The organism is Alicyclobacillus sp. SP_1 (genome assembly GCF_024706985.1).
In the GTDB taxonomy this organism is placed as follows: domain Bacteria; phylum Bacillota; class Bacilli; order Alicyclobacillales; family Alicyclobacillaceae; genus Alicyclobacillus_I.
This window is the reverse complement of record NZ_JAMCCX010000016.1, coordinates 35,781-58,497: the sequence shown is the minus strand read 5'-3', so window position 1 is coordinate 58,497 and position 22,717 is coordinate 35,781. Positions and strand designations below refer to the sequence as shown.

The 22,717-nt window shown below is 53.6% G+C and carries 21 protein-coding genes and 1 tRNA gene; 15 read left to right on the top strand and 7 right to left on the bottom strand.

What is annotated here, in order from left to right; all coding sequences use genetic code 11:
• Positions 1 to 3: 3 nt before the first annotated feature.
• The gene (locus M4I36_RS04250) at positions 4 to 1,560 is read right to left on the bottom strand and encodes an ABC-F family ATP-binding cassette domain-containing protein (protein ID WP_258110455.1); all 1,557 of its coding nucleotides are present in this window, start codon (positions 1,558 to 1,560) and stop codon (positions 4 to 6) included.
• Positions 1,561 to 1,728: 168 nt separating this feature from the next.
• On the opposite strand from M4I36_RS04250, the gene M4I36_RS04245 reads away from it, so the two are divergent.
• From M4I36_RS04245 to M4I36_RS04235, 3 genes are all read left to right on the top strand, one after another.
• Positions 1,729 to 2,169, top strand: a complete 441-nt coding sequence (locus M4I36_RS04245; RefSeq protein WP_258110454.1) for a YbjQ family protein — start codon at positions 1,729 to 1,731, stop codon at positions 2,167 to 2,169.
• A 273-nt stretch (positions 2,170 to 2,442) separates the two neighbouring features.
• Positions 2,443 to 3,039, top strand: coding sequence for a hypothetical protein (locus M4I36_RS04240; RefSeq protein ID WP_258110453.1), 597 nt, complete (start codon positions 2,443 to 2,445; stop codon positions 3,037 to 3,039).
• Between the two features lie 124 nt (positions 3,040 to 3,163).
• Positions 3,164 to 3,772 (top strand): hypothetical protein, encoded by a 609-nt coding sequence (locus tag M4I36_RS04235; protein WP_258110452.1) that lies wholly within the window; start codon positions 3,164 to 3,166, stop codon positions 3,770 to 3,772.
• 131 nt (positions 3,773 to 3,903) lie between these two features.
• Here the strand turns inward: M4I36_RS04235 and M4I36_RS04230 are convergent, their stop codons facing one another.
• A complete protein-coding gene (locus M4I36_RS04230) occupies positions 3,904 to 5,628 on the bottom strand; it encodes a methyl-accepting chemotaxis protein (RefSeq protein ID WP_258110451.1) in 1,725 nt (574 codons plus the stop codon).
• Positions 5,629 to 5,853: 225 nt separating this feature from the next.
• Here M4I36_RS04230 and M4I36_RS04225 point away from each other — a divergent pair, with 225 nt between their 5' ends.
• The 5 genes from M4I36_RS04225 to M4I36_RS04205 all read left to right on the top strand — a co-directional run bounded on the left by M4I36_RS04225 (position 5,854) and on the right by M4I36_RS04205 (position 10,331).
• Positions 5,854 to 6,294, top strand: a complete 441-nt coding sequence (locus tag M4I36_RS04225; protein ID WP_258110450.1) for an FAS1-like dehydratase domain-containing protein — start codon at positions 5,854 to 5,856, stop codon at positions 6,292 to 6,294.
• A 5-nt stretch (positions 6,295 to 6,299) separates the two neighbouring features.
• Entirely contained in the window at positions 6,300 to 6,707 is a 408-nt protein-coding gene (locus M4I36_RS04220) for a MaoC family dehydratase (protein ID WP_258110448.1), read from the top strand.
• Between the two features lie 273 nt (positions 6,708 to 6,980).
• Positions 6,981 to 8,138, top strand: a complete 1,158-nt coding sequence (locus M4I36_RS04215; RefSeq protein WP_258110447.1) for a ParM/StbA family protein — start codon at positions 6,981 to 6,983, stop codon at positions 8,136 to 8,138.
• Positions 8,138 to 8,590, top strand: coding sequence for a hypothetical protein (locus M4I36_RS04210; RefSeq protein WP_258110446.1), 453 nt, complete (start codon positions 8,138 to 8,140; stop codon positions 8,588 to 8,590). The genes M4I36_RS04215 and M4I36_RS04210 overlap by 1 nt, the downstream gene beginning before the upstream one ends.
• A gap of 46 nt (positions 8,591 to 8,636) precedes the next feature.
• Complete coding sequence (locus M4I36_RS04205; protein ID WP_258110444.1) at positions 8,637 to 10,331, top strand: M3 family oligoendopeptidase; 1,695 nt, start codon at positions 8,637 to 8,639, stop codon at positions 10,329 to 10,331.
• A 171-nt stretch (positions 10,332 to 10,502) separates the two neighbouring features.
• Here the strand turns inward: M4I36_RS04205 and M4I36_RS04200 are convergent, their stop codons facing one another.
• On the bottom strand, positions 10,503 to 11,750 hold the full coding sequence (locus M4I36_RS04200; RefSeq protein ID WP_258110443.1) for an aminopeptidase P family protein: 1,248 nt from the start codon (positions 11,748 to 11,750) through the stop codon (positions 10,503 to 10,505).
• Positions 11,751 to 11,754: 4 nt separating this feature from the next.
• Positions 11,755 to 12,177, bottom strand: a complete 423-nt coding sequence (locus tag M4I36_RS04195; RefSeq protein ID WP_258110442.1) for a methylglyoxal synthase — start codon at positions 12,175 to 12,177, stop codon at positions 11,755 to 11,757.
• Between the two features lie 361 nt (positions 12,178 to 12,538).
• Here M4I36_RS04195 and moaA point away from each other — a divergent pair, with 361 nt between their 5' ends.
• Positions 12,539 to 13,561 (top strand): GTP 3',8-cyclase MoaA, encoded by a 1,023-nt coding sequence (gene moaA / locus M4I36_RS04190; RefSeq protein WP_258110441.1) that lies wholly within the window; start codon positions 12,539 to 12,541, stop codon positions 13,559 to 13,561.
• Between the two features lie 160 nt (positions 13,562 to 13,721).
• Positions 13,722 to 14,183, top strand: a complete 462-nt coding sequence (locus M4I36_RS04185) for a hypothetical protein (protein WP_258110440.1) — start codon at positions 13,722 to 13,724, stop codon at positions 14,181 to 14,183.
• Positions 14,184 to 14,337: 154 nt separating this feature from the next.
• On the opposite strand, the gene M4I36_RS04180 is transcribed toward M4I36_RS04185, so the two are convergent.
• The 3 genes from M4I36_RS04180 to M4I36_RS04170 form a co-directional block, all read right to left on the bottom strand.
• Positions 14,338 to 15,033 (bottom strand): hypothetical protein, encoded by a 696-nt coding sequence (locus M4I36_RS04180; RefSeq protein ID WP_258110439.1) that lies wholly within the window; start codon positions 15,031 to 15,033, stop codon positions 14,338 to 14,340.
• Positions 15,034 to 15,175: 142 nt separating this feature from the next.
• A complete protein-coding gene (locus M4I36_RS04175) occupies positions 15,176 to 16,366 on the bottom strand; it encodes a pyridoxal phosphate-dependent aminotransferase (protein ID WP_258110438.1) in 1,191 nt (396 codons plus the stop codon).
• 126 nt (positions 16,367 to 16,492) lie between these two features.
• Complete coding sequence (locus M4I36_RS04170) at positions 16,493 to 18,577, bottom strand: transglycosylase domain-containing protein (protein WP_258110437.1); 2,085 nt, start codon at positions 18,575 to 18,577, stop codon at positions 16,493 to 16,495.
• Between the two features lie 280 nt (positions 18,578 to 18,857).
• On the opposite strand from M4I36_RS04170, the gene M4I36_RS04165 reads away from it, so the two are divergent.
• The 5 genes from M4I36_RS04165 (at position 18,858) to M4I36_RS04145 (ending at position 22,689) form a co-directional block, all read left to right on the top strand.
• Positions 18,858 to 20,273 carry an MFS transporter gene (locus M4I36_RS04165; protein ID WP_258110436.1) on the top strand — a complete coding sequence of 472 codons (1,416 nt, stop codon included), beginning with the start codon at positions 18,858 to 18,860 and terminating at the stop codon, positions 20,271 to 20,273.
• Between the two features lie 74 nt (positions 20,274 to 20,347).
• Positions 20,348 to 20,423 (top strand) — tRNA-Met (locus M4I36_RS04160).
• Positions 20,424 to 20,537: 114 nt separating this feature from the next.
• Positions 20,538 to 21,365, top strand: a complete 828-nt coding sequence (speE, locus tag M4I36_RS04155; protein WP_258110466.1) for a polyamine aminopropyltransferase — start codon at positions 20,538 to 20,540, stop codon at positions 21,363 to 21,365.
• Entirely contained in the window at positions 21,362 to 22,249 is an 888-nt protein-coding gene (gene speB, locus M4I36_RS04150) for an agmatinase (RefSeq protein WP_258110435.1), read from the top strand. The genes speE and speB overlap by 4 nt, the downstream gene beginning before the upstream one ends.
• A complete protein-coding gene (locus M4I36_RS04145) occupies positions 22,234 to 22,689 on the top strand; it encodes a DUF1934 domain-containing protein (RefSeq protein WP_258110434.1) in 456 nt (151 codons plus the stop codon). Before speB ends, M4I36_RS04145 begins: the two co-directional genes overlap by 16 nt.
• The last annotated feature ends 28 nt before the right edge of the window (positions 22,690 to 22,717 follow it).

Here is a 22,717-nt window from a genome sequence, read left to right as displayed (position 1 = left end):
GGATTACAAGACTTTTGTAGTCCAGGACTCACAGTTCCAGATATCGGTGACGAATGGAGTGTAGAATTCAGGCTCGTGACTGATGAGCAAGATGGTCCCGTGATAGGCGGCGAGTGCCCGTTGCAATTCCTCCTTGGCATCGACGTCGAGATGGTTGGTGGGCTCGTCCAGAATGAGCACATTAGTCGCTCGATTTTGAAGTGTGCAGAGTCTTACTTTCGCCTGTTCGCCACCACTTAAGACGACCATTTTGCTCTCGATGTGTTGCGTGGTCAGCCCGCACTTTGCAAGCGCCGCTCGGACGTCGCGCTGAGCGAGATGGGGGTACTCATTCCACATGGCATCGATGCAGGTAAGGTCTGGCGAGGCCTTGACTTCTTGTTCGAAGTAACCAATTTCGAGCCCGTCTCCCGTTTCGACGGTGCCAAGGAGCGGAGGATTGAGACCAAGAAGACTGCGTAGAAGCGTTGTTTTGCCAATCCCATTGGCGCCAATCAGCGCAACTTTTTGTCCACGCAATAGAGAGAGCGTCAGCGGCTGAGACAGAGGCGTGTCATAGCCGATTACGAGCTTGTCCAAGGAAAAAATCACTTTGCTAGGCGTTTTTGCTTCGACAAAATGAAAGCTGGGTTTGGGCTTGTCCTTGGCGAGTTCCAAGACGTCCATTTTGTCGAGGCGCTTTTGCCGGGACATGGCCATGTTGCGAGTGGAGACACGGGCTTTATTTCGGGCAACGAAGTCTTGAAGCTGAGAAATTTCCTGCTGTTGTCGTTTGTATGCGGCCACTTTTTGTTGTTTCTGTTCTTCGTAAACGCGCAAGAAGTCGTCGTAATTTCCAACGTAGCGGGTCAACTGGGCGTTTTCTACATGATAAATCAGTCCGATCACGCTATTTAGAAACGGCATATCGTGCGATATGAGCACGAAGGCATTGTCGTAACCCAGTAAATATCGCTGCAGCCATTCTATGTGGGGCGCGTCCAGATAGTTTGTGGGCTCATCAAGCAAAAGAATATCGGGTTTTTCCAGCAGAAGTTTGGCCAACAGCAATTTTGTTCGCTGGCCGCCGCTCAATTCGGTGACATCGCGATGGAGGCCTATGGCCCGTAGGCCGAGGCCGTTGGCAATTTCATCGACTTTTGTGTCGATGAGATAAAAATCGTGCGCGTCAAGCGTCTCTTGTATTTGCCCAACTTCTTCGAGAAGTCGGTCCAAGAGCGCGGGGGACGCGTCGGTCATCTGCAGATACAAGTCGTTCAATTGGGTCTCCAGAGCGAAGAGCGGTTGAAAGGCGCTTCGTAACACGTCTTGAAGCGTGCTTCCGGGAGTGAGTGATGTGTGCTGGTCGAGGTATCCGACGCGGACGTTTTTAGCCCACTCCACGGTCCCTTCATCGGGTTGCAGAGTTTGAGTGACAATTTGAAGAAATGTGGACTTTCCCTCTCCGTTGGCGCCTATTAAGCCAATGTGCTCGCCTTTCAAAATGCGGAAAGAGACATCTTGGAAGATGATCCGATTTCCAAAACTGTGAGAGAGATGCTGAACGCTTAGGATACTCATCGGGGACACCTTTCCACAGGGATTTTCGCGCTTCCGACTCATTCTATCGGATGGCGTGACGGGTGTCACCTGCGCGGGGTGCGGTGCGTTAGTGCAGTGTGCGTTTCCGAATTGGGATACAATGAGAGAGTAAAGTTCACATTTCCTTAGCATGAGGGGAGAATGCGTGTGGCGGGACCAAAAGTGAGCGATTTACGAGACGTGGAGCGTGAAATTGAATCGAATCGTCATGGCGGGCCGTTTACGTCCGACTTGACGGGTCAAGAGTTCTGGCTGGTGATGGACCGGGGTTACGTACCGGTAGGCTTTGTCCTAGGCAACAGTGTGTTTTCGATGGGGGTCAGTGGTGGAATTGCAACTGCGCTGCGGGGGCTCGCACGTGGGGAACTGAAGGAGTACACTCAGTTGATGTACGATGCGAGAGAGCTGGCATTAGCGCGAATGAAACGGGAAGCAGAAAACTTAGGCGCAGACGGGATTGTTGGGGTCAACTTAGAAATTAGCCATCACGGAGACATTATGGAGGTGACAGCCACCGGGACTGCGGTACGCAAAGACCCAGAGGCGGCAAAGTCGGGTTCCGCGGCCCAAGTGGTTTTGCCAGTTTAACTCCGGGTGGGTGGTCTGGACTGCATGGGAAGCCAGGGCTCGTCGCGAGACGACCCTGTTTTTTCATTGTAAAGCAGACTGCATGGGACTGACCTATGGCATGTAGTCCTATACAGTTACGTGCGCCTACATGCTGTGACCGAAGCAGGAAGGAAGTAGTGACATAGCGACTGTAAAACAGGAAGTTGTCAATGGTGAAAAGAGTTACAAAAAAGCGAGGTATTGACACAATAGCCCGTCTATTCATAGATTATGGAGACAGGGGGACTTCAGTTGGACACTATCAAGAAAGGCCTTTGGATTGTCGCAGCATTAGTCGCGTTAGGAGGCGTAATTGGCTGTGGAGTGCGTGAAGCTCATCCAACGCTACCTGATGTATCGTCCGTCAGTCCAGCGGCACATGCAACGTCGCCAGACAGATTGCCACCGACAAAAGCGACATCTAACAGTAATACATCGACCAATCCTATTGAAATTAAGAATAATTCGGTAGCCGCGCAAGTGCCTATTCGCTTCTACAAAGACGTTGTAAAGGGTAATTACAGCGCAGCAGGAAAGCTCCTCGCACCAGATTTGAAATTCGAAGTAGAGCCAAGATGGATTAAATATTTAAAAAATATATACCATGTAAAATTCGACAAGTTTCAAGATATTTCGTCGACGCCAGGTCTGTCGGGCTCGCTCAGCAAGAACGACCTTTCATGGTATCGCGTAAAAGTATACTACGCAGTGATGCAGATGAAAGTGCACCATCCTAATCTCGTTCCAGCACTTGAGTATACCCAGTATCGGGAGTTTGTGGTTGTACAAAAGCATCCAGGAGGAAAATGGTATTTAGAAGAGGACGAAGATACGCCACCTCGTGCGTAGCGAGAATCTCTACTGAGAATGCGTATCTTACATGAAATTCTATTTATGCTATACTAAGGAAAATATATACACTTATGTAAAGTAGCGCGGTGTTGAAGGCGACAGGCGTTGAAGGAGAGATGAAATGAAAAGCTTACGGCTCGTCGGAGCGGTTGGTGTCTGTGTTTTGACATTAACAGGGTGTTCCACCAACGGCGTAGCCCATCCAACCAGCGTCACACAGGACACCACCTCGAAGGAGACGATTCCGCGCCCCCAGACACTGCAAAATCCTCTAGTGGATCAGTTACCGAACGCAGTCAAACAGAGTCTTGAAGTCACATTGAATAAGGTTTCGTTTCATTTCACTCTTCCATCGTATCACCCGTTTACTTCGCGCCAAGTGGATAGTGCTGGGAAAGGAAGTTCGCCCAACTCGACAGCGTACACGTTCTTCATGGTGGATTTTTTTAGTCCGATTCGAAACAATGAGCAGCAGGATATCAATGTTCAAGAATCGTATCTGCAGAAGAATCCTTTTAACAGTGCGAATGGAGAGAAGGTAGTGTTAAACCATGACGTGACTGCGTATTTTGACGCTCATGGACCCAATGGTACGACCTTGAGTTGGTATGAGCGCCATGTGGCATATGACCTCTCCGCTGCTAAAATCGACGTCAAATCTCGGACCTCTACTGGAGAGTTGAGTAAGGGAATGCTGGTCAAGATTGCGAATTCCTTTGAGGGATCATGATGAATGGCTTTGGGTCTAGCCCAAAGCCATCTATAAGGTGGTATTGTCATAGGTCATGGCACTTTGAATGTGTCAGTGGCTGTAAAGGGTGCTTTGCTGACTCCGTGGTGTACGGGTCCGCAAGGGATTTTTTAAACCTGGAATTGTGTCAGCGATTCTTGCAAGGACGCGGCGAGGGAATGAAGCTCCGTTGCGGAAGCCGCGACTTCTTCCATGGATGCCATCTGCTCTTCGGTGGCAGCCGAGACATTCTCTACATGTAGAGCGGACTCATCTGTAGAGGCGGCCATTCTCTGGACGGCTGCGCTGATTTCCTCTGCATTGGCGGACATTTCTTCCGTTGCAGCCGAGATACCTTCGATGGCCGCTGCGATTTCGCTGCTGGTCGTCTCGACATGGGAGAAGAGGGTGGCCGATTGGCGCATCATGTCTGACCCATGGGCGACTGAACTCGTCATGGTAGATATCTTTTCTACAGACTCGGCCACATCGAGTTGGATGCCCCGTATGAGTTCGGAAATCCCCTCAGCCGATTTAGTGGCCTCCGTCGCAAGATTGCGCACTTCGTTGGCGACGACGGCAAAACCTCGCCCGCTTTCTCCAGCCCGTGCCGCCTCGATGGCGGCGTTTAAGGCTAGAAGGTTTGTCTTTTTGGCGATCTCGGTAATCGTGCGAATAATTTCCTCAATTTGCGTGGAACGGTCGGCAAGTGACTGAATCTGGTTTTGGGAGAGTGCGGCTGCGGTCGCGATGCTGTTCATCATGTTGGCCGTCTCTTGCATCACGTCGTTGCCGGACGATGCACTATCTGCCAAGCTCTGAACTTTGCTCGTGACCTCGGATGCGGCTTCGGCGGTGACCTGTACGCCCGACGACATTTCTTCCGTTGCCAGCATGGTCTCGCGGAAGCCGCGATTCTGTTCTTCCATCTGGTGGGTGATGTTTTGTAATGCCTCGGCCACACTCTGTACGGCTTTGGTCGTCTCTTCGGCGCCAGCCTGCAGTGCGGAAGCGGCGTGAGCCACGGCGTTGGAATTGTCGCGGGTCTTCCCGACGAGTTGACGGAGATTTTGCTTCATTTGGTTGAAAGCGGTGGCCAAGCGTCCGATTTCATCCGAGGTGCGCACAGACATGTCTTCGATTTGCAAATTGCCGGAGGCCATCGCTTCGAGACGCTTGGCTACGTCCGGAACGGGCCTGATAGAACGTCGTACGTAGAAGGAAAGCAGAAGACAGGCTACGAACAGAATAAGTCCATAGAGCGGAAATTGAATTTCGTCGGCCTTAGCCATGTCGCTCGTATTGGCCGCTCGCTTGACGGTCATGTTTTGGCCGTATGCGACGAGTTCCGTCAGGTCATTGGTCAAGTTGTTCGATGCATTCGAGTTCGAGACATACATGGTCTCTTCCGCGAGTTTATAGTTGGTTTTGTAATCGGTTCGAACCTGTTGAAAATAGCCTTCATAGTCTGCAGCATCGGAGAGTGTCTGCTTCATGAGCTTTTGGAGCCGGGGAGTGGTAGCTAGTTTTTGTAATTTGGCGAGAGAAGCGTTCAGTTGCTGTTCGCCTTGTATGATTTGTTGATAAGTTGCTTGATTCAGCGAATGATTGCCGAAACTTTTGAGTCCGACCCACATGTTCGATTGGTCGTCCATGTTGAGGAATCCTAGATAGGCTTGGGTAGCGTCGTTTTCAAAGGGGAGGTCACGAGCCGAGATGGTGGCTGCATCCTGGTTGACATTGCGGGATGTAAGGATGGCTGTGAGCACCATCCCGGCGATCAAGACGAGAATCAGAGAGAGAGAAAGTGTCACTTTAACAATGAATTTCGAACGAATAGAGCGGATGATACCCATGAGTGCGTGCTCCTTTAGGCAAAGAGTATGATGTTACTGAGCGATGGTGGGGTGCGATACTGCTTTCGCGAACCGAAGATTTTGGCGGAGTCCGAATGCATATTCGACAATCTTTTCACAAATCCTCGTAGATTCGACATGACTTTGGCGATTTTTTTGGCTAGTTTGGCGGTCTGTTTGCAGCAGGTTAGAATGAAGTGAGTTGTAGACTGGGGAGGTTTTGCTATGAGTGGCTATGAAGATTTTGTGGGTGTGGTGTCGAATACGGTCCCCAATGAGGTAGAGAAGGGTGCGATTCGTAAGTTCGCGGATGCGATTGGCGATGACGACAGAATTTACAGAGAGGTTGAGGTGGCAAAGGCGGCTGGTTATCGAGGCATCCCCATCCCCCCGACGTTTAGCCGGACGTTTGATTTTGGCGTTATTGAAGGTCTGGTTCTTCCGACGAACGGTTTGATTCATGGGGAGCAACGGTTCAAATATAACGAACCCATTTGTGCAGGAGATGTGGTGTACTGTTCGCGTTCTCTGCTTCGTGTGCGTCCGACGTCGGGCCGCATGGGAAAGATGACGTTCTTTATGTTTGAAGGTGTCGTCAAGAGTGGCAGCGGTGAAGTTTTGTTGGTGGAGAATTCAACGGTCATCCAAATGGGAGCGGGGGAGTGAGTGAGATGAAGCTGGAAGTTGGCGAAAAACTACCAGAATTAGTGAAGCCGGCAATTACACAGACGCAATTGGTGATGTACTCCGGGGCCTCGGGGGACTTCAATCCGATTCATACGGTGGAAGCCTATGCAGAGCAGGTTGGACTTGGGGGGACCATTGCACACGGCATGTTGAGCATGGCGTTTGTCGGCCAGATGTTGAAAGAGGCGATGGGTCCACGCGGCCGTTTGCAGGAGTGGGGCGTTCGGTTTCAAGAGATGGTTCGTCCTGGGGACGTGTTGACCTGCAGTGGTACGATTACTGGCGTGCGTGAAGAGGCGGACGGTCATGTGGTGGAATGTGATGTGGTGGCTCTGACACAAAAGGGAGTCAAGGCAGTGTCTGGTACGGCGACGTTTCGTATGCTTAAGTGAGCAGTTCCGAATGAGGTTGCTTCCGAATCGGTGGCGAAGGCCGGGGCCGTTGGACCCGGCATTTTGAGTTGATAACGCGTGAGGGCGTGGGAATTCGCGCCGGACCAAACGCGCGTTCATCTCCTGCATTAACTAGTTAACTAATTATGTACTAAAGCACTTAATCAATTAATCAATCAAGTGATGAAGTAGTTATCTCATGAAGTCCATTGACTATCCTCTCTACTCCAACCTATACTAGTAGACAAATATGTGCAGAACGGAGCGAACTCCATGCCAAAGGAAGCGGGCGTTAAAGATACGTCGATGGTGATTGCCATCGACAATGGGAACAGTTTTGTAAAGGCTGCCTTCGATCAACTGGACAACATACTGATGATTCCGAATGTCATTGTTCCTTCAGAGATGAAGAGAAAAGTTATTCTCAACCAAGGTACTCCTATTGACAATTTGGACATCGAGATTGTCTCTCCAGCTCTACCCGAAGGGGTCGGCCGCAATTTCCACGTGGGTATCCTCGCTTCCCGAAACGCTAGGGCGCAGTCCATTCTCGGTCACCGGGCAGCCCAGATGAAGTCGCAACGGACGGAGACGATGATTACGACACTGACGATGCTGGCTTTTGCGACGGCTATGAAAAACCAACAGGCTATTAGCGCTGGTGTCCGTCGCTTGCGCGCCGATGTACAACTCGGCATTGGACTGCCTATCGCCGAGGTGGCCGAGGCGGCTGTTTTGGAAGCAAGACTCACGAGCGGAGTTCATACGGTGGTGTTCAAATCTACGCCAGGGCTCGAAGGGGTATCGGTAGAACTAAGCGTGTCTCTTCCTGATGGGGTCAATGTCGACAATGTGGCTGGCATTATCGATCTCGCGAGTGACCCGAAAAGCACTCTCGCGGACAAATCTTTTGGCGTTGCCGACTTGGGTGGCATTGACTTAGATATCGCCTTTTTCAAGCCAGGGCTGGAGCTCGATGACTATACGTCCACCGGCTTTCGCATTAACTTGAACGACATCGTGTCGCGCATTCGCAAAGACTTCAACGCCTCCGTCGGGCAGGAGTATCTGACGAGCGACGTGAATGTCGTAGACCGGCTCGTGCATAAAGAGTACGAGGTGCGCTGGCAAGGGCTCGTTAAAGGGAACATCTCAGACATCGCCAACTTGCATCTGACAGAGCTCGCGAGGGATGTGCTAGAGCGTGTGTTTGATGCCTGGGCAGCAGCTCCGGAGGCTGAGGAGTTTTTGTTTATCGGCGGCGGGTCGGTCATCTTATCGTCGTATTTAAAAGAATTGGATAGGCAAGGGCACCCGCTTCGCTTCGACCGCCCAGAACTGGCACAACTGCGAAATGTTCGCGGCACCTATCGCTCCTTGATAGCTGCTCTACAGACGGGCGCGGAGGTGGCGGCCACGGAGGCTGACTGATGGCTACTGAGCGGAGCCGAATCCGGCGCTCTAAGGACAAAGCGGTGCACCACGGAGATGTCATCCACATCTATGTAGCGAGCGACACACCACCGGCGGTTTGCGACTATTTGACCGCATTGAAGCAGCGCGGCGACTTCAGTTTTGAGATTCTGCGCATGGTTGAGGACTTTCTGCGGCGCACGGGTCAGCTGGCAGACGAGGGCACGAACATCAGTGAGTCGAGCGCCCGCGACAGGTCACGGCGCGAGTCGGCTGATCCGCTTGCTTCGCGGCCTCTCCCTGGCGATGCCAACCGAGAGATGGGCGTACAGGTGAATCCCATAGAGGAGTCAGAGTCGTCCTCTGGCACCCATACGCTCCCCACGTCCGCGTCCACGACTGCTCCGAATCCGGTCGAAGTACTGCGCAGACAGCGAAAAGCGTGGGTCAACAAAACTCAAGATACTTAACCGTAAGCGGCTTCGCGAATTGAGAACGATGAGAGGGGAATGACGCGTGAAGTTTTCTGAATACCCTTACGTTCGTCCAGATATGGACGAATTGGAACAGCGGTTTCGAGCTGCTTTGGAGCAGTTTTCGGCAGCCGCTACTGCGGACGAACAGGACCAACTGATGGCAGATATTAATCGTCAGCGGATGGAGTTTAATTCCATGCAGTCGATTGCATCGATTCGCCACACCGTCGATACGAGAGACGAGTTTTACGCAACAGAGCAAGATTTTTTTGACGAAAACTCGCCGCGGATGCAGGGACTGACGACCGAGTTCTACCGGGTCTTGGTCGAGTCTCCGTTTCGGAAGACTTTGGAGGCCAAGTGGGGTCGTCAGTTGTTTCGACTGGCAGAGACCACTCTCAAGACGTTCGACCCATCCGTCTTACCACTTCTCCAAAAAGAGAACGCCTTGGTCAGTGCCTATCAAAAGCTGATGGCATCTGCAGAAATCGATTGGCAGGGAGACAAACTCAATCTCTCCCAAATGGGACCTTACTTGCAGTCTGTTACTCGCGAAGTACGCAAAGAGGCCCAACAAAAACTGTGGGCCTACTTTCAGCAAAACGCCGAAGAATATGACCGTTTGTATGACGAATTAGTGCATCTTCGCGCTCAGATTGCCAGGGAACTTGGCTTTTCAAACTTTACTGAATTAGCTTATGCCCGCTTGAATCGGACCGATTATGACGCGTCGATGGTTGCGAATTTTCGGCGCCAAGTGGCTCAACATCTGGTACCTTTGTCGGTGCGGTTGAAGGAGCGCCAGAGAGAGCGGCTTCATCTCGACACTCTGCTCTATTACGATGAGAGTCTCACGTTTCTCTCCGGAAATCCGGCTCCAAAAGGGGATCCGCAGTGGATTCTAGAGAATGGGGTGGAGATGTACCGGGAGTTGTCTCCGGAAACGGACGAGTTTTTCCAGACCATGGTCCGCGATGAACTGCTGGATTTGCTCAGTAAAAAAGGGAAAGCCGTCGGCGGCTATTGCACCAATATCCCGAAATATGAAGCTCCCTACATCTTTGCAAACTTCAACGGCACCTATGATGACGTCACGGTTTTGACACATGAAGCTGGTCACGCGTTTCAAAGCTACATGAGCCGGAAATACCCAGTCCCAGAGTACTATTTCCCAACACTGGAAGCCTGCGAGATTCACTCGATGAGCATGGAGTTTCTGACATGGCCGTGGATGGACCGTTTCTTTCAAGAGGATGCTGAAAAGTTCCGATTCATGCACGTCTCTGGAGCTCTGCAGTTCATTCCATATGGGGTTGCAGTGGATGAGTTTCAGCATGCTATCTATGCTCATCCGGATTTGACGCCCGCAGAGCGCAAAGCGAAGTGGCGGGAAATAGAGGAAAAATATTTGCCACTTCGGAAGTATGAGGACAACGAGTTCCTGGAAGAGGGCGGCTACTGGCAAATTCAGACGCACATCTATATGGAACCTTTCTATTACATCGACTACACGCTGGCGCAAATTTGTGCCTTTCAGTTCTGGCTGAAAGCCGAGAGGAACCGAACGGATGCATGGCGGGACTACTTGCATCTCTGCCGCTTAGGGGGGAGTAAGTCGTTTCTTGAACTCGTTCAGGAAGCGAATCTGCAATCTCCCTTTGACGATGGATGTGTGGCCAGCGTGGTGGAACCACTGGCACAGTGGCTCGAGTCGGTCGACGATACGAAATTTTAAGGTCAGAAGGCCGCACGCACCGCAGGACGGGCCAACGGCGAGTTGAGAATGAAACATCTCCTTTGGAAGAAGACAGCGCGGGCGGGTGCATCGACCGATGTCACCCGCCCTTCACAAAGGCCCGTCTCTTTTATTAGTTACAGAGTATCGACTCTTCTTGAAACCGCAGCGTCAGTGCGCCATGCAACGCTCGATTTCTGCAATGGTTTTCGGGATTTGCCGTGAGAGGTTTTCGTGGCCTGTCTCGGTCACGAGAATGTCGTCTTCAATCCGAATGCCGATACTATCCTCAGCAACGTAGATACCCGGTTCAATGGTCACAATCATACCAGGTGCTAATACTGCGTCCCGGTCTCCGACATCATGCGTATCTAAGCCGAGTGGATGTCCAACACTGTGATAGTAATATCGGTCGAGCTCACTTTCCTGTTGAATCTTGCCGAGCTTCATCATCCCTTTTGCGAGCGAGCTCTTCGCAATGTCATTCAGTTCCTTCCACGTTACCCCAGGACGAACAGCCGCGATGACTGCTTCTTCCGTGTCCAAGACCAACTGATAGTACTGTTTCTGGAGCGCTGAGAATTTTCCATTGACCGGAAATGTTCTGGAAATGTCCGCCGAGTAGTACCGGCAGGCAGCGCCTAAATCGAGCAAGACCAAGTCTCCATCCTTGGTAGCCTCGCTGTTAGTCACATAGTGAAGAATGGTAGCCCGCTCGCCGCCAGCGACGATGGGCGGAAACGCATGCTCGCGCACCCCGCGGCTACAGAGAGTGAAGTTGAAGTGAGCTTCCAACTCGTACTCCATCATGCCAGCCTTACTGTGCGCCAACACATTTCGAATCCCTGCATCGGTGATGTCAATCGCTTTCCGAGTCTCCTCAATCTCAGAAGAAGATTTGTAAAGACGCATTTGTCCAAGTGCATAGTGAAAATTCATCACGCGTAAACCAGGGTATTTTTGCTGAATCTGGTGCGCAAATCGGTGCGCCGACTGCAGCGTAGGCTGACCGAAACTGTGCTGGTCAAAATCCAAATAGAGAGTTTGTAGATTCTGCCAACTCATGGCCCGGCCAAACCATCCCTCAAATGCCTCGGTATAGAGGACGGTCTCCAGTCCGCTATGTACCTTTGCCTCTTCCACCGTCATTCGCCTTCCAGTCCACTTCTCCATGTCTGGATTAGGCCGTTCGATGAACAAGATTTCCGAGACCTGGCCATTTCGCTTACTCATCACTAAGCAAGCACTTTCCCGGTCAATGCCTGTCAAATAGAAAAAGTTGCGATTCACCGAAAAATCGTATGCATGGTCTTCCGACTTCGGCGGAGCTTCTCCAGCAAAAAAAATCGCAAGACTTCCATCGACCATTTGATCCGCTAAATTGGCTCGGCGAGCAACTCTATCCTCGCAATGTCCCATCTGCTCACACCTTCCATTCTGATGGCGTCGTGAAGAGCGGCTTGGGCGTAGACGGCAAATAACCTCGTTGCACCGAGCGGATGAGCACCTCAGCTGTCGCCAAATTGGTTGCTACAGGAACGTTGTGAACGTCGCACAGGCGCAGCAAAGCCGTGATGTCCGGTTCGTGCGGTTGTGCGGTCAGCGGATCGCGCAAAAAAATCACGAGGTTTATCAGGTCCTGCGCAATCAACGCCCCAATTTGTTGGTCTCCGCCGTATGGTCCGGACTGCAGGCGGTGAACTTTCAGAGACGTTGCAGCCATGATGCGGGCGCCCGTCGTTCCAGTGGCATACAGTTCCGCTTGGCTGAGAATCCCCTCGTAAGCAATGGCGAAATTGACCATCCACTCTTTCAGGTTATCGTGCGAAATCAAGGCAATGTTCACGCCAACACCATCCCCAAGCCGATTTGGAGCACCATCGGTAGTAAGCTAAAGATACCATACATCAGCGCTTTCTTCCCCTCTTCGTGTTCTTTCGGGCCACCAAGAAGTCGTGTGACGCGATTGGGTTGTGCCTGTGGTTGGGGGTGACGATGTGTTGACGAATTCAGTCACGTATAATGGTTGTACACGAAGTCCGCGGTTGGCCTTTTACCCCCTGTGGTATGCTTGTTGATGAAGTGTCTAACGCGGGCGAATCCTTTCCCGGAACCTGCTCCGAGGTGCGGAGTCGCAGATAAAGTGAGGAATTTTCGAGCGTGATCGACATATTTCTCGGGAAATAACACGAGTTGGGGGTGTCAGAATGGAATCAAAGGAGCCGCTCGTCGATGTGCGTGGCCGTGCCTTGCATGATTTGCGGATTTCCGTCACGGATCGATGCAATTTTCGCTGTACCTACTGCATGCCGAAGGAAGTCTTTGGGCCAGACTTTGTCTTTCTCCCGCAGTCGCAGTTGCTCACTTTCGAGGAGACTGCTCGACTCACCCGCCTCTTCGTGCAACTCGGGGTGGTCAAACTGCGCATCACTGGAGGAGAACCGCTGCTGCGTCGAAACTTGGAACATTTGGTGGAATTGCTCGCCACCATTCCGGGTGTTCTTGACATCGCGCTGACGACCAATGGCTCGCTCCTCACCCCGAGCCGTGCCGTGGCCTTGAAGAACGCCGGACTGCGGCGCGTCACCGTATCCCTCGATGCATTGTCCGACGAAGTGTTCGGGAAGTTAAACGACGTCCACTTCCCGGTGCGCCGCGTTCTCGCCGGAATTGAGGCGGCCGAGGCAGCCGGGCTTGGCCCTGTCAAGGTAAATATGGTCGTTCAGCGGGGCAAAAACGACTCTGCAGTTCTCGAGATGGCGGAACACTTTCGAGGAACTCCCCACATACTGCGCTTCATTGAATACATGGATGTAGGCAACACCAATGGCTGGCGATTAGACGACGTCGTGCCAGCGAAAGATATTTTGGCGCTCTTGTCGTCGCGGTGGCCATTACACGCTCTTGACGCCCACTACTCGGGCGAGGTGGCAAAACGGTATGCCTACGACGACGGCGCTGGCGAATTTGGCCTCATCACGTCCGTCACGCAGCCGTTCTGTCGCGGTTGTACGAGAGCCCGACTTTCGTCCGATGGGAAACTCTTTACCTGCCTGTTCGGCTCCGATGGGTTTGACCTCCGGCAGTTGGTCCGATCCGGTGCGGATGACGATACGATTCTCACCTCTTTGGAAACGGTGTGGAGGCGCCGGGACGACCGATACTCAGAGCTGCGTACGAAGGCGACGGGGGGGCTGCCCAAGGTGGAGATGTCAAAGATCGGCGGATAAGGCTCTATGGGCTTTCTTCCAGGCGGGCGGCTCGGCCCCTCTCGTGGGTGAGCGCCTGTTTTGTCTTCTGTTGGGACACATTGTGCACGCCCAACGTCCGTCTCGGCATACGTTAGGGAGAGACTCCGCCAGGAGATATCAAGGCAGAGGAGGAACTATCGTGCCGAATCGAGTTGGGCGTGGAAATGCAGGGAAGCGGCCACGGGCTGCCGCGCCGCGTCGCCGCAGTCCGGCTACCCCCCCAGTGGCAGAGAGCTCTGTGCAACCGGAGTTGCAGCAAGAACAAACTCGCCAACAGACGGGGGCGCCGTTAAATACGTTGAAGTCCAATTTGTCGGGAAAGCGCAAAGCCATCTTTCAAATTCTCGACGACGTGAAAAAAGTGAAGCCTGAGCAGTGGAAGGACCCGCAGGAAGTCGAGTCGCTGGCCAAATCGTTTGCCGATAAGTTGGGTCTGCCCGTACCTGAGCAGCGCCTGAAGCAATTTCTTCACGCGTATACGGACGCCACGAAAGATGGACCGAATGCGAGCGTCGACGATTTGGTGAAGAAATACGGCAAAAATGTCGATGAGCAGACGCTGAAAGAAATCAAGAAATTCGTTCCCAAATCGAAGAACTGACATCGGGCATCTGCACCATGCCTCCAGGCGCCATCCGTCTGGAGGCATTTTCTACTGCGCATCCGGCGCTTCCACCCAGTCGCATCGCCATCGCTCAGATATCTCGCGAGGCACGGGGCCGAGACAAGCTGCACACTAAAATGGCGCATTCTCGTTAGAATGCGCCTGGATAGGGAGGTTGCTGCGGGGGAGGGGGAAGTGGCGCCCCTGGTGGTGGGGTCTGTGGTCGGGCCACTCCGGGTGGCGCTGTTGGCGCCGCCGCACTGCCCGGCCTGCTCACGCCAGGTTCCACTCCGGGACCAGGCCCAGGTGGCGCCTGAGGGCGGGCGGTGCCGCTGGCTACTCCTTCGTCTTTGGTGCCGGAAGCGGCGGTGGCCGCATCTGCGGGTGCATCGTCTGCGCCGCCTCCGAGACCTTTCATCATTCGGTCACCGAGAGGGGTGTTGAGAATGGACGACAGAATCGTGGTGAAGTCTTCCGTGGATAACTTCCGTCCCTTCGACTTCGCCAACCGGTCCAAGATGCCCGCTTCTTTTAAAGAATTGGTTGTACTGTACACACTGTCCAGCCAGACATCCGCCTGCTGCAGATAGCCTAGCCAATTTTTTACGGTGGAACGCACGTTGCCGACCGCTTTGACCGACTGCTGCAAATTTTTTGGAGTCAATAACTGAGAGAGTGTCCCTGGTTTTTTTGGTGCCGAACCGCCGTCCGCCTTTGCATTGCTAGAACTTGCTGGCTTGACGGTTGGTTTGCGGCGTTTTCCTGCATTTTTTCGAGCCGCCGAGTTGCCGCGGCGCGTTGAGGTCGATCTCGGTGTTGAACTGGTCGACTTACTGTTTCCTGCCAATCCTATCGCCTCCCCGAAACGCTGGGGCCATGGTGTCGGTCTCGACATGGTTCCTTCCATTAATGTATGGATTGGCAGTCGTCCGTGTGCCAAGGAGTGGCGATGGCGAAGCAGGCCTTCAGATGTGCAGCGGAGCGCTCGGTCAGAAGCCGAGCACCCGATGAAAGTCTTGAATGCGGCGCAACGCTTCCTCGACATTTTGCAGCGATGTAGCGTAGGACAGTCGAATGTTGTTTGGAGCGCCAAAAGCGTCTCCGGGCACAGTCGCCACCCAATGCTTTTCTAATAAAACTTCAGCATAGTCCAAGGCATTGCCGATGACTCGACCTTCGTAGGCACGCCCAAATGCGGCCCGCACGTTGGGGAACACGTAGAACGCCCCGTCTGGCAGTTCGCACTCAATGCCAGCAATGTTGCGCAGGCCAGCGACCAAGACGTCGCGTCGACGCCAGAAAGCCGAGACGACATCTGAGTTAAACGCAGCAAATGCAGCCAGTCCCGCCGCTTGAGACATGGTCGAAGGACTTCCTGTGCCGTGACTCTGTAACGAAGCCATCGCAGTCGCCAAATCCTCCGCACAGGCAACGTAACCGAGGCGCCAGCCCGTCATGGCAAATGCTTTCGAAAATCCATTGACGAGCAGAGTGCGGTCCATGAGGTCAGGACACGCAGCGGCAAAAGACGTATATTCTACGCCGTACACCAATTTTTCGTAAATTTCGTCGGTCACAATCAGACAGTCGTGGTTTTGTAAGACATCCCCCAAAGCGCGCAATTCGGACGCGTTATAGACCGCCCCTGTGGGGTTGTTGGGGGAGTTCAGCAAGACTGCCTTGGTCTTTTTCGTGAGGGCGGCGGCCAAGCGTTCAGGGGTCATCTTGAAGCCCGTCGATTCATCGCTCTCGACCACCACGGGGACTCCGCCAGCCAGGCGAATTTGCTCTGGGTAGGACACCCAGTACGGCGCAGGAACAATAACTTCGTCACCCGGGTCAAGGATGCTCATAAAGATGTTGTACAGTGTGTGTTTGGCTCCAGACGAGACGACAATTTGATTCGGTGTGTAGGCCAGTCCATTTTCTCGTGCGAGCTTTTCGGCGATGGCTCGACGCAGTTCCACCGTTCCGGCGGCTGCCGTGTAGCGCGTGTTGCCGTTGACGATGGCCTGAACTCCAGCGAACGCAGCGGCCACCGGCGTGTCGAAGTCCGGTTCACCGACACTCATGTTGACGACCGGTTGGCCTGCCTGCAGAAGCGCCTTCGTTTTGGCGTCCACACTCATGGTCGCCGATGGAGCGATTTGCTGTACGCGTTGGGAAAGACGTTGGACCACAGGGCAGGCTCCTCTCTCGAGATTGCCGTCATTTTACCACATATCCTGCGCTGCTTGGCGCCACGCTTTCCGCATCTTTCCACGATTCTGTGAGCGCCTTCGCGGGGGCTAAGGCGATGGGCCGCATCAACCGCCAAAGAGATGGCGAACCCAGGGCCAGAGGCCGTTTAGACGGTGTATCGGCCCTGGCGCTGGTTGATGGAGTGGGCACGATTCAACCGGTTCGCTACCCGGCTGGAAGTAGTCCGTCTCCGTGGTGCGGCAGAGGTTCGTGGCGAGCGCGCCCGTGAGCGGATCGACCGTGCGTTGCACGAGTCCGGATGGCGGCCTATACCATGGTGTGGGCAGGTGGTCTTGCGCGGTGCCCATGAATTTCGCCCAAATTGGCGCTGCTAAGTGCGACTCCGAGACGGTGAGGGGCTGGTTGTTGTCGTACCCTACCCAGACCGCACACACGAGGCTCGGCGTGTAGCCGACCATCCAAGCGTCTGTGTCAGTGGTCCCCGTCTTCGCCGCTGCCATGGTGTGCAGGTAGTTGTGCACGCCGTATCCTGTGCCGTGCGGCTCGAGCACACTGCGCAGCAAGTCGGTCACCTGAAAAGCGACCTGCGGTGACAGAACTGGCGCGCTAATGTGTTCTGCGTGAACATCCTGCTGCCGCCACTCCGAACGGATTTCCTCGACTGTGTATGGCGTCACGCGAATGCCGCCGTTTGCGAGCGTGGCGTAGGCCGTGGCCATTTGCAGTGGGCTTGTGGGCGAGACGCCGAGAGCGAGCGATGGATAAGCCTCGAGTGGTGACGTAATGCCCATCGCGTGCGCCGTTTCAGCTACGGCTTTTGGACCGACCTGGACATTGGTGGTGACTGCGTAGACGTTGTCGCTGCGGGCGATAGCTTCGCGCAGCGTAATCGGCCGACCTGCATAGAAATCACCGTAGTCGTGGACGGTGTAGAGGTTTCTTTGGCTACTATCGCCGCGGACGAAGGTGGTCAACTGACTGTTCACTTCACGCGCGGGCGACCAGTGGTGCAGAAGAGCTGATGTGTATAGCAATGCTTTGAAGGTCGATCCCGGTTGGCGCTCTGCCAACACTCGATTGTACGGGCTGCGCTGAAAGTTCCGGCCTCCGACCATGGCGCGAATGGCGCCTGTCTTCGGATCGATGGCGATCAATGCGGCTTGAATGTGGCTGCTGCTCGGCAAGGTGCTGGCAATGGCCCGCTCCGCCGCATTTTGCAAAAGGTTGTCTAAGGTGGTTACGACCGTCGCGCCACCTTGCAGCAATTCTTCGCTGTGCAGATGGTAGCGTCGGGACAATTCATCCATGACCGTCGAAGTGAAGTAGGGCGCCACTTCGAGCGGTGGATGGTTTTTCACAAAGTGCAGCGGTTCTTGGTAAGCGGCATCTGCTTCTGTTCGCGAAATGTAGCCGCATTGCACCATGCGGTCAAGAACAATCTGCTGGCGCTCCTTGGCGAGACGGTAGTGAGTCAACGGCGAATACAGACTCGGACCTTTCGTCAATCCAGCGAGCATGGCGCACTCGGCGAGGTCTAACTCGTGAACGGGTTTTCCGAAATAGATTTCCGATGCAGAACCAACCCCGTAAGCCCCCTGGCCATAGTAGACCACGTTCAAATACTGCAGAAGGATGGTGTCTTTTGATTCGTGGATTTCGAGTTGAATGGCGTACAGTGCTTCGCGAAGTTTGCGTGCAAGTGTGCGATGTTGCGACAAGAACAAGTTCTTGGCGAGCTGCTGGGTAATCGTTGACCCACCTTCTACCACCTTTCCATGCCGCATATCGACGAGCGTCGCGCGCACCATAGAAGGGATACTGAAGGCGCGATGGCGATAGAAGTTGGCATCCTCTACGGCGATGGTTGCTTGCTCCAATCGCTCCGGGACATCCTTCGCTGTCACGTGATGCGTGCCAGAACCAGCAATCGACCACGTTGCGATGCGCGCCCCGTCGCTCGACTCAATGTCTGTCGGATTGGACAGGCTCTCTTCGGGTAGCGGTGCAGCGCGAAGCCCAAACAAGAGGAGCGTGACGCCAGTAAAGCTTGCGAGCAGTGGCCATACCGTCAAGTGAATCCAAATGGACAGTCCAGCCCTGTCTTCGGAAGAATACTTTGGTGAGTTGTCTGGTGAATTGGATGACGTTTCGTGGCGGCTCTGTCTCCGCCACAACAACGAATGGAACACAGCGTCACCTCCGTCCGCACTCGAACAATGATGGGTAGTGTGCCCATTCTGTCCATTCTTATGTGTAGCTGTACATGCTCTTCCAGGCTTGTCCGAAGGAGTTTGTCACGCAAGTTTCGAATTGTGTCGATCTTTGCTGTTCTTTACAAAACGTTTACACAAACTACATCGAATCTTAATAAATGAATTCTAGGATGACTTCAGGTACTTGAATTGAGATTGAATTCCTTGTCGAAAGACAGTCAATCGAACTCTGCCAAACCAAAGGAGAGAACACCCAGTGTCATCGAACTCAGGGGTCTTGGAAGCATTCGATGAAAGTGGATTACAGAAATTCCATTGGAAGACCATGTTTACTGCTGGTATGGGATTTTTCACGGATGCTTATGATCTGTTCATCATCGGTACCGTTACGGCTATCCTCACGCCTATTTGGCATCTTTCCACGGGCGAGTTGGCTCTGTTAAACAGTACTTCGCTGGCAGCGGCAGCCATCGGGGCGCTTTTTTTTGGGCGCTTAATGGATATCGTGGGTCGCAAGGCGATGTATGGTGCAGAGGTATTTCTGTTGACAGTCGGTGCCATTCTCTGCGCGTTGGCTCCCTCCTTTGGATGGCTCTTGTTCTTCCGCTTCTTGGTAGGTCTTGGTGTGGGGGGAGATTATCCCACGAGTTCGGTCATCATGAGTGAATATTCGAATCGCAAAAACCGCGGCCTACTGGTGACGCTGGTATTTTCGATGCAGGGTTTAGGGTTGCTCGCTGGACCGCTGGTTGCTGCGCTTCTTCTCGGCTCTGGCATGCCGCATGCACTGGCGTGGCGATTGATGCTTGGCTTGGGGGCGATTCCCGCTGCTTCGGTCATCTATCTGCGGCGAAAGATGGCGGAGACACCACGCTATTTATTGACAGTCAAGCAAGATGGAGCAAAAGCCGCTGAGGTCGTGTCGGACTTGACTGGAGCGGATGTTGCAGCGAAGGCGCCAGCCCCGGCTGCTGCTCGTGTAACAGCTCCAGCCGTGAAACATTCTTTGTGGACGCGCAAAAATCTCATTCGTCTTCTCGGCACGGCGGGAAGTTGGTTCCTCATTGACGTTGCGTTTTACGGGAACAGTGTCTCCTCGCAGTTGGTTTTGAAGGCTCTATTACCCCATGCTGCGCTTATCACTACGACCTTGGTGGCTGCAGCCATCTTTCTCGTGGCGGCGCTTCCTGGATACTATGTGGCAGCAAAGTTCATGGATAGTTTGGGACGTAAGACGATTCAAGTGATTGGATTTGGTGTCATGGCGCTCGCTTACTTGGCACTGCTGCTGGTCCCTGGAGTCATCAAATTGCCCATTTTGTTCCTCATCATTTACGGAGTCAGTTATTTCTTCATTGAATTTGGCCCGAATACGACCACCTTTTTGTTTCCGTCGGAAGTTTTCCCGACCAGTTTGCGCGGTACAGGACACGGGATTTCGGCTGCTGGCGGAAAAATCGGCGGATTCTTAGGGGCGTTTCTCCTTCCGCTCATTCTCAAATCTGCCGGACTCGGCAATACGATGGGCTTGCTGGCGGGCGTGTCGCTGCTCGGTATTGCCTTGACGTTGCTCACATTGCCGGAAATGAAACAGCGCTCTCTTGAAGAGAATGAAGAAGTCAGCGACTCGCTGGCAGCGACGGCCGAAAAACGCTCGGTTCGCTATTCTTGAGCTGTTCGGTCTTTGCATCTTCGGGCAAATCCATGTATAGTGACAGGGCGTGGTGGATACAATACGAAGGTCGACGCGGGGTGGAGCAGTTGGCAGCTCGTCGGGCTCATAACCCGAAGGTCGCAGGTTCGAGTCCTGCCTCCGCAACCAAACGCTCAGTGGAGGGAATGTTCTCCTCCTCAACCACGTGGCACCTCTCCTTGCGGAGAGGTGTTTTTTGATATAATACGGTCGCAGGAGAGGAGTGCACACACATTGGCGAAGATGGACTTGTGGTTTACGGAGAGGCAGAGTGCGGATATGTCCCTGGGACTTCGGGTGACAGAGACCATACATAGTGAGGAGACCGATTTTCAAGGGCTCGATGTCGTCGAGACAGCCCAATACGGACGCATGCTCGTTCTCGATGGTTGTGTCATGACGACGGACAAAGACGAGTTTGTATATCACGAAATGCTCGCACACGTGGGTTTACATACCCATCCTAATCCAAAAAAAGTGCTGGTGGTTGGTGGTGGTGATGGCGGAGTCATTCGTGAAATTATTCGTCACCCGTCGGTCGAAAAGGCGGTCTTAGCAGAAATCGATGGTCGCGTCATCGACATCTCTAAAGAGTACTTTCCGGCCATTTCCAAGGGACTGTCTGACCCACGCGTTGATGTTCAGGTTGCCGATGGAATTCGACATGTACAAGAACATCCTGGAGAATATGACGTCATCTATATTGACTCAACCGACCCAATTGGCCCAGCCGTCGGTCTCTTTGCCAGAGACTTCTATCAAGCGGTATACAACGCGCTTAAACCGGATGGGCTGTTTGTGGCGCAGACAGAGTCTCCGTTTGCCAACGCCGATTTGATTCGAAACGTCCACCAGGACGTCCGCTCTATCTTTCCGCATACGCACCTTTATCTCGCCTTTGTGCCCACGTATCCGACGGGGATGTGGAGCTTCACCATGGGCAGCAAGCGCTACAATCCATTGGAGCCCGTTGCCTGCCGAGTAGAAGACACGAAATACTATACGACAGAGGTACACAAAGCGGCTTTCGCACTTCCGCCGTTCGTTGCGAAGTTGGTGAGTGGACAATGACATCGAGAAACCTCCAACATCCGTGTGAGCCCGCCTATAGCGGGAATGTATTCATCGGATCGACCCAAGATATTCGCAAAGCCAAAGCCGTCCTCTACGGCATGCCGATGGATTGGACGGTTTCCTTTCGAAGCGGCACGCGTCTCGGCCCGGCGCGCATTCGCGAAGTATCGCTTGGTCTCGAAGAGTACAGTCCATATCTGGACCGCGATTTGGCGGACATCGAGTATTACGACGCAGGAGACATTGCGCTCCCATTCGGAAATGCACCGAAAAGTGTGGATGTGATTTACCACTACGTGCGCGAAGTGTATGCCGCAGGCAAGTTTCCGCTCGGGTTGGGCGGTGAGCACCTCGCCACATGGGGTTGCATCCGCGCTGCGGCAGAGGCGTATCCAGACCTGCGCGTCATTCATCTGGACGCGCACACAGACCTTCGCGATGACTACGAAGGGGAGTCCTACTCGCACGCAACCGTCTTGAAAAAGGTCTGCGACCTCATCGGTCCGGACCGCGTTTACCAGTTTGGCATTCGCTCAGGCACTCGTGCCGAGTTCGAATTTGCTCGCCAGCACACACATTTCTTTCCGTTTGACGTGTACGAGCCAATGTCCACCGTTCTTCAGGAACTCGCCGACCATCCGGTTTACGTCACGTGGGATATTGATGTGTTCGATCCCGCTTATGCACCAGGAACTGGAACGGCGGAACATGGAGGCATTGCACCGCGCGAGGCATTTCAAGTGTTTTCGCTGCTCTCCAAGTTGCGCGTGGTCGGCTTTGACTTGATGGAAGTGGCTCCGCCTATGGATTCCAGTGAGCAGACGCAAATTCTTGCCGCCAAATTGGTGCGCGAGGCGCTTTTGGCTTGTGTGCGACCGTGACGGATGCAAAGCGTGTGCCGCTTCGATGGGAGCGGCGCGAGTTTACGGACAGCCGAACTGTGCAGCACAACGTCGACTGCGTGGAAGCTGCTACCTGGACAGTCAAACAGGGTCGGCACTATTTGCGCTATGAAGAAGCGGAGGGTGGCACGTTCACCACGCTTTGTGTTGACCGCCAAGAATTGACCCTCGTTCGCCATGGAGAAGTCACATGGAATTGCGCCTTTCGTCCCGGTCACGAGACGGCCTCCACGATGCATGCCCATGGGCTGGTGTTTGGGGTTCGCGTGCAGACGAAATCTTTTGAGGCAGAGGTCAACCAAGAGGGAGGACGATTGGCTCTCTCCTATCGGCTGTGGCTGAACGCGGACTTCGAAGAGGTTCAGCAAGAGGTTCTGGTGATTGTGATGTTTGGCAACTTTGTCGGTCAGAGTACCTAAGATGTGCTAAGAGCGGGGGGTGTCCTGG